Consider the following 12196-nt stretch of genomic DNA (forward strand, 5'->3'; position numbering starts at 1 on the left):
ATAAAATGAGAGCCCCATTAGGAAGCCTTTTTCAAGAAGATGAAGCTGAAGAAATAAACATGACCCCGATGCTTGATGTTGTGTTCATCATGCTTATTTTCTTCATTGTAACCGCCTCTTTTGTTAAAGAGTCAGGTATCGATGTAAATCGCCCAGAAGCGGCAACAGCCGTTAAGAAAGAGCGTGCAAATATTCTAGTTGCGATTTCAGATCAAGGTGAAATTTGGATCAATAAACGTCAAATCGATGTGCGTGCTGTGCAAGCAAACATTGAGCGTTTAAAAGCAGAAAATCCACAAGGTAGTGTGGTTATTCAGGCTGACAAAAAAGCCACTACAGATACCCTTATTAAAGTGATGGATGCAGCACGCGCCGCAGGTGTATTTGATGTGTCTATCGCGGCACAAGAAGCCTAAGGAAGCCATAATGCGTTATTTAGTAGCATTATTAGTTGCCGGTGTTGTGACCTTTATGTTGTTTTTGGGCATGCAAGCGCTTATCACCGGTGGTGAAGGGGCGATGACTGAGCCAGCTAAAGGCAATGTACTTGATTTTGTAAGGCTTAAAAAAGAAGAAACGGTACAAAAGAAAGAACGTAAACCACAAAAGCCGCCAACGCCGAAAGAGCCTCCGCCGCCAATGGATTCACCGCAAATGCAAAATAGTGATCCAAATGCAGCAGCGTCTAACTTTGACTTTGGTGCCAGTGTTGATGCTGACGTGAGTCTCAGTGGTGGTCTAGCTCTTGACTCTAGTGATGGTGAATATCTACCGATTGTAAAAGTAGCACCTGTTTACCCGCGTCGAGCATTGTCACGGGGCATTGAAGGCTATGTGATTGTTGAGTTTACAGTGACTAAGCAAGGTACTGTTCGTGATGCAAAGGTAGTAAAAGCTGAGCCTGAATCATTGTTTGATCAAGCAGCTATGGATGCGGCACTTAAATTTAAATATAAACCACGCGTGATCGATGGTGAAGCGGTTGAAGTTGCGGGTGTACAGAACAAAATTTCTTTCCAAATTAACGGCTAGAAACAGAGGATTGCGATTATGAAATTATTAAAAACAGCATTAGTGTGTACTTTTGCGATAGGAGCCAGTGTTGCGCTGCCAAGTTTAGTCTCCATGTTACCAGGAGTCACGCTTGCGAGCGTTTACGCACAAGAGCAAAAAACCACGAAAGTGCCTGCGCTACGTGAAAAAGTGTATAGCCAATTGGCTCGTGCACAAAAGTTAGCCGATGATGGCGACGCTAAAGCAGGACTTGAGGCGCTTGATAGCATCAAAGAACGTTCTTCTAGCATGAACTCCTATGAAATTGCCATGATGCATAATTTTTATGGCTTTATTTATTACAACGAAAATGATTTGCCTAAAGCAATTGCATCATTTGAAAAGGTGATAGCAGAAGAAGGTATTCCAGAAACATTACGTGTTAGCACTACTTTTAGCTTAGCGCAATTAGCGATGGCAAACAGTGATTATAATAAAGTCATTGATTTTTTAGCTAAGTGGGATGCAATTAACACTAAGCCTAAAACTGATGCCTATTATGTCCTTAAATCACAAGCGTATTATCAGTTGAAAGATTACCAAAAAGGCATTGATAATATTAACTTAGCGATTGCCCAAAGTGATAGTGAAGGCAAGGTGCCAAAAGAAAACTGGTTAGTACTGCAACGCGCCATGTATTACTCACTTAATCAAACTGAGAATGTAGTTGCTGTACTTGAGCGTATGGTAAAGCTTTATAACAAGCCTGAATACTGGGTGCAACTTGGCGGTATGTACGGTGAAACGGGTAAAGAAAAACAACAACTAGCCGTACTTGAAGCCGCTTACCAGCAAGGTTTTTTAACGTCAAAATCAGATTTACGTCAACTTGCCCAAGTTTACTTATACAACGGTTTAGCGTTTAAAGCGGCTGATGTGATGAGTAAAGCGATTGAATCAGGCGTTGCTGAAAAGTCTGCGAAGAATTATGCATTCATCGCAGAAGCCATGGTCCAAGCAAAAGAAGATAATAAATCAGTTACTTACTTTGCTAAAGCGGCAGAGCTTTCGGATCACGGTAAGTACGATCAACGTATGGCTGAAGTACTTGTTAACTTAGAGCAATTTGAAGATGCCGCTGATGCAGCCCGAACGGCGCTTGATAAAGGCTCACTCGATTTTGAATCAAATGCTTATGTTGCTTTAGGTATGGCGCAATATAGTTTACAAAACTTTGATGCTTCTATTTTAGCATTCGAACAAGCCGAGAAGCATAAAAAATCGCAGCGATTAGCTGAACAATGGATCAAATACGTGAAGCGTGAAAAATTGCATGCTGAAACATTACGCACCGCTTTGTTATAAGTAAATATGGCGTTAAAAAATGCCATTTTAACTTCAACGATTTTATTAAAAAACTCGTTTTATAATCGCAACACCAAAACCGCCTCAGGGCGGTTTTTTTCGTTCTAAATATTCCTAACAAATTGTTATTTAAATAAATTATATTGTCACTTTATGTTTATTAAAGTGTAACTGTATTGTCATACACCTCCCGTATTGTAGTCCTCGTTCTAAAGCTCAAGTGACCTTAAAGCATGTTTTTCGTGTTTTAAAGTGACTTGAGTTTTACTTAATGCGCTAACAAAATAATTAAATACTTTAACGGAGTGAACAATGAAATTATCTGGTTTATTTAAAGTCAGCCTTGTGGCTACTGCAATTACACTCGCTGGCTGTGGCGGTGGTGATATTAATGTTACACCTACAACAGTTGATAACAGTGTAGATAATAGTGTAGACAACTCAGTGACTAACCCAGGTGGTGATAATGGTGGTGATACATTAAGTTGCGCTACATATACATTAGATGGAGCTACATTTACAGGTGAAGCAAAGGGTGTTAACTGTGTTTACAGTCAAGCATTTGCAAGTAATGCGAAAGAAATTACCAGCTCTTTTGTTATCCCTGCATTAAGCAGTGGCGGCGCACATGTATTTGAAGGTGCATTATTTATTGGTGATGATGTAGACACATCAACAGGCGCTACAATTGATGGCAATGGTCCTACATTGTCTATTGAAGCTGGCGCGACGATAGCTTTTACTAAGCCTGAGAGTTTTATTCGTATTGCACGTGGTGCAAATATTGAAGCAATTGGTGAAGTAGATAAGCCAATTATTTTCACAAGCATCAAAGAAGTTGATGGCGATGATGCAACAACCGCACAAATTGGTGATTGGGGTGGCGTTCAGGTAAATGGCCGAGGCCATTCTATCCGTTGTACGGCTGCAGCTGCGGCACAAGATATGTGTAACCACGCTGCTGAAGGTATTGTATCGTATTATGGTGGTAATGATCCGCAAGATAGCAGCGGTATCCTTAAGCATATAGTTATAAAATATGCGGGTTTTGGTGTTGAAGGCGATGAGCTTAATGGTTTAACCCTTAATGCTGTAGGTTCAGGCACAACGATTGATTACGTGCATGTTCATAATGGTTTTGATGATGGTATAGAGCTTTTTGGTGGTAGCGTTAACCTTAAACATATTGTTATTACTGATACAGGTGATGATGGTATTGATTGGGATGAAGGCTGGAAAGGCTATGGACAATTTATTCTTGTACGTTCAAATGAATATGGAAACCATGGCTTTGAAACAGATGGCGCTAAGGTAGATCCATTATCAGCAGATGCACAAGATTTAGTAACAACTGTTTCTAATCCAACAATTGCTAATGCAACGGTTGTAACTACTGGCGACCAAGGTGCTGAAGGGCGTCGTACTGGTGCTGGTATGGAAATGAAAGAATGGGGTAAAGCGCAATTAGCTAATATGCTATTTGTAAACTCTTCATCTGTAGATGGTGCTGGTTGTCTTGATTTATATAATGAAAAAGACCAATCAGGGGATGCTGGTGTGCATGCGAATGCAAATAATGGCGATATCGCATTTATGAGCTCAATATTTGCTTGTGGTAAGAATTTTGAAGACGTAAATACACCTTTAACTGGCGCATTAGCAAGTTTTGATATTGCTTCTTGGTTTACTGGTGGCGAGAATAACCAGTTAATTGGTTTTGCTGATTTTGCAAATGTACTTGGTGCTGATGGTGTTTCAACAGCTGCAACTATTACTGATTCACAAGGCACTGCAGTAGCTACAACAGCTAAAGACATGAGTGAAGTTAACTCTTTCTTTACTAACGCAGGCTATATTGGTGCACTTAAAGACGGTGAATCAAGTGAGTGGGCTGATTTTGTTGCCGCATCTTTACAACGCGCTAGTAATTAATCTAGACCGGCTCTAATTATAAGGCGCTACGGCGCCTTTTTTAAGGGAATTTTAGGTTTAGAGGATATAAATATGAAACATCAAAAGCAGTTTAAAACCAATCTAATAACTTTATCTCTGCTCTCCCTTTTTTCTTCATTTCATTCTTTCGCTGATCAGGCACAAGAAATAATAAATGAAGACGCGATAGAAGAAGTTGTTGCAACAGGTACGCGCCTTAAAGGCAGTGCTAGTGCCGTAATTGATGAGCGTAAAAATCAGGCGTTTGTCGCTGATATAATGGGTTCAGAGCAAATATCTAGAACGGGTGATAGTGATGCAGCTTCGGCACTTCGCCGTGTTACAGGCTTATCATTAGTTAACGATAAGTTTATCTATGTCCGTGGCTTAGGTGAGCGTTACTCTAGCGTACGTTTAAATGGCGCGGTAGTTCCAAGCCCGGATCTAACACGAAATGTAATTCCACTTGATATCTTCCCATCAAGTATTATTGAATCCTTGGCTGTACAAAAAGCCTATTCACCAAATATGCCTGCGGCTTTTGGTGGTGGTGACGTTAATATCAGAACCAAGAGCATTCCAAATGATACTTTATTTAAAGTCGAAATTGGTGCCAGTTATAAAGATACAAACGACGAAGGCTATACATATAATGGTGGCAGTGATGATTGGTTAGGTAAAGATGATGGTACACGCGCATTACCTGGTTCAGTTAAGACTGCGTTAAATACCTATATCAATGGCCTGTCTGATATTTCGTATAGAAATATCAGAGATGTAGAGTCAAGACGTCAGGGGGCTGATATTGGCCAAGCTGCCGCGATAGACTTAAATAAAAGTTTAGCAAAAGCATTGCCAAGAGATTTTGGCTTGGAAAAAGAAAGTTTAAATCCTGATGCCGGTATTAAAGCTGTGTATGGCGACCGTTTTGATAACTTATTTGGCTTAGACGGCTCGTTTGGTTTCTTAGCGTCAGTTGCCTATGAAAATGAATGGTCTAATGCTGAGAAGTTTAGCGCTGTACTTTCTTCTGTTGACGCATCTGAGTCCTCATGTTCACAAGATGACTTTACTTGTTACTCTGCAACAGAGAAAGAAGTGTCAACCAAGCATAATATAAAGTTAAATAGCTCTCTAAATTTAGGTTATAAAATTGGAGGTCACGATTTAACAGCAACTTATATGATGTTACGAGATTCTGAAGATGAAGCCTCTGTTGCGCTTTACCAAGAACCTTCAAAGTCATTAAGTATTGATGCTGGGCAGTTGCAGCGTAGTCACTTAACCTCTTTTGAGGAACGAGAACTTGAAATACTTCAGCTTCGTGGAATGCACAATTTAGATTGGGGTTTTCTTGAAGGTGTTGGTGTAGATTGGCAGTATACTGACTCAACAGCGACTACAAGTATACCTGGTGAGCTTAAAGTAACGGTTCGTGATGAGTACTTAGATGGCAAATATCAACGTACTTTTTACAATGGTAGCTTAGGTGGTAATCCTTATTTGTATCGATTTGTAGAGCTTGAAGACGATGTAGAAAACTGGGGCGTTAATGTAAACAAAGTTTTTTACTTTGATAACGCCGAAGTAGAAATTGCGGGTGGTGGTTATTTTGTTGAAAAAACACGTGATTACCGCACTGACTTTTTTAACTATCGTTTTAACCAAACTCAGTCTTTAGATCTAGCACAAAGTGAAGAAGAAGCACTGTCAATTGGTAGTTTTTTTGCTAACGATGCTGTTGTTGATTCAACGGATGTCGAGTTATTGTTCCAAGAACCAACAGCTGATGATTACTTAGCAGCGCAAATGATTGATGCTTATTACGGCTCTTTTGACGTAACGTTTGCTCAAGATTGGCGTTTAAGCGGTGGTGTGCGTTACGAGGACTTCCGCCAAGTTGCGCTTGCTTTTTCTCGCTCAGCATTCGATCCTGCTTTATTGGCTGATAAATTAAGTGCAGATGCGATAGAACAAGCAAGTGTGATGGAAGATGAGTATTTTACTTCGTTATCTATGACATATAGTCAGCAATCGTATCAAGTTCGTTTTGGTTATGGCAACACGGTTGTACGCCCTGATTTGCGAGAGCTAAGCCCTGTTCAATTCCAAGATCCGCTGACAGGTTATCGAACGCTTGGTAATCCATTCTTAGAATCTAGTTACCTAGATAACTTTGATGCACGTATCGAGTTTTATATGGACAATGGCGATAATTACTCAGTTGGCGCATTCTATAAAGATATCGATAAACCAATCGAAGCACTATTAACAGAAAGCGACGGCCGTTTTACTCTGCAGTTTGACAATGCAGAAACAGCCTATGTTTACGGTATTGAAGCTGAATGGTTAACTGAGTTGCACAGTGATTTATTAGGGGGCGCTTTTTTTACTTCTGGAAATATAACGCTCAGTGATTCAGAAGTTGAAATTGCAGAAGAACAGCGTGGCGATCTCACGAACCTAAAGCGACGTATGACGGGCCATTCAAAGTATGTTGCCAACTTGCAACTGAATTACGATTCACATGATGGCATGCATCAAGCATCTGTTATCTACAATGTATTTGGTGATCGTATTTTAGCTGCGGGTGTTAATAACTTTGATGACGCTTACGAACAACCTTTAAACTCGTTAGACATGGTTTATAGTTATTACCCAACGTTTAATACCACATTAACACTTAAAGTGAAAAATATGTTGGGACAAAACTTTGAAGTAGAGCAAAACGATGTGCTAATTCGTTCTCAAGAAACGCCTAGAGAATTAAGCGTGAGCTTTAGCTACGAGTTTTAAAGTCATCTAATAAATAGCATTTATAGTCAGCATTACTTAGCCCTACCAAGTGTAGGGCTTTTTATTGCTTGTTATTTATGAAATTAATAATTGTGCCGTAAGGGGTGTGGTAAATAGTATTTTGCTTATAGTGTATAAAGTGGGGGGCTTATCTAAGCGGTAATGCCTTATGGCTGACCTTGTTCAAATCTGGCAGATTGTTTAGTGCTGTAGGGTTATTAGCTCTCACAAAGCTAGCTACTCGACAGCTAGCTATATTTACCGTACATTCTTTAATGAATAGGGAAGAAACAAAATTAGACTATTAAGCCTGCTTTAGACCAATCTTGGATTAGGGTAAATTACCAGGAGTTATTTGATTACAAGATTATTCATCAAACGGATATTGTTTTTAATATCAGGATATTAAATTCTTAGTCTAATATTCGTATACTAACGCATGGCACAAAAGGATTTTTATGACACAAATAGAGAAAGTTGTTACGTGGGTAAATAGCGCTAAAAAGCCGCTATGGTGGAGACAGGTAATCCGCAGGGTCATGGAGCAGGGAGGGCTTCAGCAGCAAGATTTGCAGCTTATTTACCAAGTTGCCAAAATGGAGTTTGGTCTACTTCCTCAAGCACCTGAGTTTAATAACTACGTTAAACCCGTTGCGGCTACAGGGTTTGAAACTGAAGTTGCCCCCGTAACGTTAGCAAGCTTAGGCAATGTAAAGAATGTCTCATCGTTAATTGAAGATGTAACACTAAACTTTTCAATTGAGGGTTTAACAGCCGTTTATGGGGATAATGGTGCTGGTAAATCAAGCTATGCAAAAATACTGAAAAGTGCATGTTTAACTCGGGGTGATGTCCCTGTTATTACTACTAATGCTTTCAACCCTTCTGCCGTTCCATCACAAGCTACATTAGGTCTATCAGTTGGTGGTGCCGCAATAGTTGAAAATATCTGGACCAATGGTGGTGAACCAAGTCCAGAGTTAAAGTCTATAAGGGTATTTGATTCTCACTCTGCTTCCAATTACATATCTAAAACGGATAGTGTTGAGTACAAACCATCAGAAATAAAATTATTAAAAGAGTTGAGTAGTGCTTGCCTATTTGTGAAAAACGAATTGACACGTGAAATAGTTCCGTTTAGAACACCATATAAAATACCTGATTTAAACCCATTATCTAAGGTGAGTACTTTCTGTAACTCACTAGCTACTGCCACTGAAGCTACATTATATGCTCAATGTGGTGATGAAGTTGAGTTGCTAGAAATAGGTCGATTGAAGAAAGAGGTGGCAGAGCTAAGTGGAAAAACACCTGCTCAAGTAAAAGCTTTTTATGCAACCAAATTAAAACACCGTGAACCGTTACTGGATTTTTTTAACAACCTGTGTTCAAAACTGGGTGATGTTAATGTGGCCAAAATTGGGGTGTTATATGGTGATAAATCAACTAAATTGAAAGTTGCTGAACAAGTAAGGCAGAACACTTTAAATGGTTTACCAATTGAAGGTATTGGCAATGATGCTTGGAAAGAAATGTGGAACCATGCGCAGAACTTTATAATTGGTAATGGTGATGATAAAACTTTCCCACCAGTTGAAAATGAATACTGTCCTACATGCTTACAATCGATAGGAAGGCAAGCTGCGGAAAGGATGACTAGATTCAATAATTATATTACATATCAGTCTCAGGTAGATGCAGATAAGGCAACTAATACACTAACTGTACAGATGAACCTCATAACTAAATTGAGTTTTGACCTTAAACCGTATAGTGGTATTTTTGAGGAGTTAAGGCAATCTACACCTGATGCCATAGAGCAATTCAACATCTGTATACAGCAATTGTTTGATAGGAAGAATAGCCTAACTTCTGCTAACCCAACATTTACTCATCCAGCCCTAGATATGAGATTTGTACATCGACTATCTCGGCAAGTTGAAGCAATAAAAGTAAAAATGAATGATGTTGTTGATGACGGTACGTTAGCTCAGACAATTAAGTTTAGTCAGGACAGATTGATAGAGCTTGAAGATCGACAGAGGTTATCTGCGCATAAAGATAATATCATTATTGAAATAAACCGTATTAAGACATTTGGCTGTTTTAACTCAGCTTTAGCTACAACTAACCTTTCACTTATTACGCGGTTTATATCCGAGTTAGCTAAAACTGGCAGTTTGGGGGTAATCAATGCCGCATTTAACAAAGAGTTAGTAGCGTTAAACTTTAAAAGCTTTGATGTAGAAACTAAAACTCAAGGCTCTGCTGGTCAACAGAAATTGACTCTACAGATTTCAAGGAATGCGTCAAAGATAGGACATATTGCCAGTGAGGGTGAGCAAAAATGTATCGCTCTAGCTGGTTTTATGGCTGAGTTAACAATTGATAATAGAAAGTCTGCCATCATTTTTGATGATCCAGTTAACTCCTTAGATCATAAGTGGAGGCGAAAGTTTGCTAAACGTATTGCAGATGAAGCACTACATAGGCAGGTGATTGTGCTTACGCACGACTTGCCATTCTTGATGATGTTGAGTGAGGAATCCTCAAATCCGATTAATATCCAGTCTATCACTCGTATAGGAAAGCTCTCTGGGTTCCCGCAAGGAAGTCCACCTTGGGATACTTTAAAAACTGTAGATAGGATAGGACAGTTGAGGCAGTTAGAAGTAGAGCTTAGACGGTACACTAAACGAGATGACTTTATTGAAGATATTTATAGTCGAGATGCTAAACATATCTACGGTAAAATGCGTGAAACGTGGGAGAGGTTAGTTGAAGAATGGCTAATTAGAAATGTTGTGCAACGGTTTAGTCGTGCTGTTCAGACTCAAAATATCCGATATATAGTTGATAGTACACCAGAGGATGTAGCTACCATTAGTGCTGGAATGGGGAAATGTAGTACTTACTTTGAAGGTCACGATACCGCTACTTGTTTGGGTGTTACGGAAATGCCAGATATTGATGAATTGTTGGCTGATATTACAGCACTTGATGTTTATTTTAAGGCATTAAAAAAACGCAGGTCATGAAGCCAAAAGGAATCAAATTTCGACTTCATACATCGCAATTATTAACTGGATGCTTATTGCTCATAACTGTACGTTTGGTTAGATTGGAACCTAACTTCTACACTGTCAAGAGACACCTAAAGCAGACAAAAGTTATTTGCCCTGTATTTAATACAGGGCTTTTTAGTTTTATATTTTGTTATTTTATTGACACTTTATAGTTGCATAGAGCTGATAACATTGGTTTTTACTGCCCGTGCTTTTCATGTCCCATGATTGGTTATACCAATCGAAGTCTCCATAGGCGCTTTCATCCTCTCCGCAAGTAATTGTGCTTCCAGATATTTCTTGGTTGTGGCCACGCTCTTCACAAAATTGATTCCCATTTGTAGAGCCCACAAAAAACTGCTCTAAGTGCCCATTTATCCATACCTTCGGGCTGTAATAGGTTGTTGCAGTATTGACTAGTATGCCTTGTCGCTCTTCCATATTTATTTCTGCGCGTTCAAAAGATACTTTTTCATTTTCTTTTAATTCCATTGTGCTTGCTGAAAGCGTTGTATCTGCAAATACATTAAGTGATGCTGAACTTAAAGCGAGTAGAGCGAAAGTAAGTGTCTTCATTATCTTTTCCTTTAGTTGAATGTAGAATTACACAAAACGTCTTTTCAATGTGTCTTCTAAGCTTGGTAAATACAGGTTTCAGCAAGGTTAAGCTTTTATTAAAGTTTAAAATAATCGTTGTATGCCTTTGCATTTTTTACATTATGAAAAAAATTTGAGTTCTACTTTATTCACTAGTTTTAGGGGGCTGGTGGTGTTATTTTGATGCTAATGAAAATTAAATCTCACGCAATGAATTTTAATTTTTAACGTATTAGGTATTTCTTATGACTCAAACAGTGGAACAAACAATGAAAAAAGTAGGATTGGTCGGATGGCGGGGCATGGTTGGCTCAGTGTTATTAGAGCGTATGCAACAAGAAAATGATTTTGCTCATATCGACACCACTTTTTTTACCACCTCACAAACCGGTCAGCTTGGCCCTGATTTAGCGGGTCCTGCAAAACCATTACTTAATGCAATGGATTTTGAATCGCTGGCAAAAATGGATATTATTATCACCTGTCAAGGTGGCGATTATACCAAAGCTGTGTATCCACAATTACGCGAAGCAGGTTGGGACGGCTATTGGATTGATGCGGCATCAGCACTGCGTATGAGCGATGACAGTATTATTGTACTTGATCCGGTCAATAAAGATGTGATTGAACAAGGTCTTGAGCAAGGCGTAAAAACCTATGTGGGTGGTAACTGCACAGTGTCACTCATGTTATTAGCGCTGGGTGGTCTATTTGAGCAAGACTTGATTGAATGGGTAAGCCCAATGACTTATCAAGCTGCATCGGGTGCCGGTGCGCGCAATATGAAAGAGCTAATCGCGCAAATGGGCTCTATTCATGCAAGTGTGGCTGACAAGCTCGCTGATCCACAGGCCGCTATTTTAGAAATTGATAAACTAGTCACGCAGCAGATTGCCTCAAGCGATTTACCGCAAGAGCAATTTGGTGTGCCGTTAGCAGGCAGTCTTATCCCATGGATTGATGTGCCAATGCCATCAGGGCAATCAAAAGAAGAATGGAAAGCGCAAGTAGAAGCTAATAAGATTTTAGGATCAAGTAAGCAACCTGTGCCTATTGACGGTTTATGTGTGCGCATTGGTGCAATGCGCTGTCATAGCCAAGCTATGACCATTAAACTACGTGAAGATATTAGCGTCGAGAAAATAGAACAGATTTTAGCCTCACACAATGAGTGGGTTAAAGTTATCCCTAATGAGCGTGATATCACTGCTACGGATTTAACCCCAGTTAAAGTAACTGGTACATTAAGTATTCCTGTAGGGCGTATTCGTAAGTTAGCAATGGGACCTAAATATATTAGTGCTTTTACCGTTGGCGATCAATTATTATGGGGTGCTGCAGAGCCGCTACGTCGTATGCTACGCATTATTGTTGATAATAAATATTAGTTTATTGGCTGCCATTTATTACAGTTAATATGGAGGGCTGGCAATGTGCCAGCCCTTTTA

8 protein-coding genes are annotated in these 12196 nt (G+C 39.5%); 7 read left to right on the forward strand and 1 reads right to left on the reverse strand.

Annotated elements, in window-relative coordinates:
- Positions 1-5 precede the first annotated feature (5 nt).
- From H5154_RS02225 to H5154_RS02250, 6 genes are all read left to right on the forward strand, one after another.
- Complete coding sequence (locus tag H5154_RS02225; protein WP_145235576.1) at positions 6-416, forward strand: biopolymer transporter ExbD; 411 nt, start codon at positions 6-8, stop codon at positions 414-416.
- 10 nt (positions 417-426) lie between these two features.
- Positions 427-1032, forward strand: coding sequence for an energy transducer TonB (locus tag H5154_RS02230; RefSeq protein ID WP_182717243.1), 606 nt, complete (start codon positions 427-429; stop codon positions 1030-1032).
- Positions 1033-1050: 18 nt separating this feature from the next.
- On the forward strand, positions 1051-2358 hold the full coding sequence (locus H5154_RS02235) for a lipopolysaccharide assembly protein LapB (protein WP_182717244.1): 1308 nt from the start codon (positions 1051-1053) through the stop codon (positions 2356-2358).
- Between the two features lie 312 nt (positions 2359-2670).
- Complete coding sequence (locus H5154_RS02240; RefSeq protein ID WP_182717245.1) at positions 2671-4290, forward strand: hypothetical protein; 1620 nt, start codon at positions 2671-2673, stop codon at positions 4288-4290.
- Positions 4291-4362: 72 nt separating this feature from the next.
- On the forward strand, positions 4363-7086 hold the full coding sequence (locus H5154_RS02245; protein ID WP_182717246.1) for a TonB-dependent receptor plug domain-containing protein: 2724 nt from the start codon (positions 4363-4365) through the stop codon (positions 7084-7086).
- A 458-nt stretch (positions 7087-7544) separates the two neighbouring features.
- Positions 7545-10124 (forward strand): AAA family ATPase, encoded by a 2580-nt coding sequence (locus H5154_RS02250; protein WP_182717247.1) that lies wholly within the window; start codon positions 7545-7547, stop codon positions 10122-10124.
- Between the two features lie 183 nt (positions 10125-10307).
- Here H5154_RS02250 and H5154_RS02255 read toward each other — a convergent pair whose 3' ends face one another.
- On the reverse strand, positions 10308-10727 hold the full coding sequence (locus H5154_RS02255; protein ID WP_182717248.1) for a hypothetical protein: 420 nt from the start codon (positions 10725-10727) through the stop codon (positions 10308-10310).
- A 266-nt stretch (positions 10728-10993) separates the two neighbouring features.
- Between H5154_RS02255 and asd the strand changes: the two genes are divergently transcribed.
- Positions 10994-12136 (forward strand): aspartate-semialdehyde dehydrogenase, encoded by a 1143-nt coding sequence (gene asd, locus H5154_RS02260; protein WP_182717249.1) that lies wholly within the window; start codon positions 10994-10996, stop codon positions 12134-12136.
- Positions 12137-12196: the final 60 nt, after the last annotated feature.

The organism is Pseudoalteromonas sp. SR44-5, from assembly GCF_014163675.1.
GTDB lineage: Bacteria > Pseudomonadota > Gammaproteobacteria > Enterobacterales > Alteromonadaceae > Pseudoalteromonas > Pseudoalteromonas rhizosphaerae.

Coding starts and splice junctions, on each gene's coding strand:
- H5154_RS02225 (WP_145235576.1), top strand. CDS start 6: ATGAGAGCCCCATTAGGAAGCCTTTTTCAAGAAGATGAAGCTGAAGAA.
- H5154_RS02230 (WP_182717243.1), top strand. CDS start 427: ATGCGTTATTTAGTAGCATTATTAGTTGCCGGTGTTGTGACCTTTATG.
- H5154_RS02235 (WP_182717244.1), top strand. CDS start 1,051: ATGAAATTATTAAAAACAGCATTAGTGTGTACTTTTGCGATAGGAGCC.
- H5154_RS02240 (WP_182717245.1), top strand. CDS start 2,671: ATGAAATTATCTGGTTTATTTAAAGTCAGCCTTGTGGCTACTGCAATT.
- H5154_RS02245 (WP_182717246.1), top strand. CDS start 4,363: ATGAAACATCAAAAGCAGTTTAAAACCAATCTAATAACTTTATCTCTG.
- H5154_RS02250 (WP_182717247.1), top strand. CDS start 7,545: ATGACACAAATAGAGAAAGTTGTTACGTGGGTAAATAGCGCTAAAAAG.
- H5154_RS02255 (WP_182717248.1), bottom strand. CDS start 10,727: ATGAAGACACTTACTTTCGCTCTACTCGCTTTAAGTTCAGCATCACTT.
- asd (WP_182717249.1), top strand. CDS start 10,994: ATGACTCAAACAGTGGAACAAACAATGAAAAAAGTAGGATTGGTCGGA.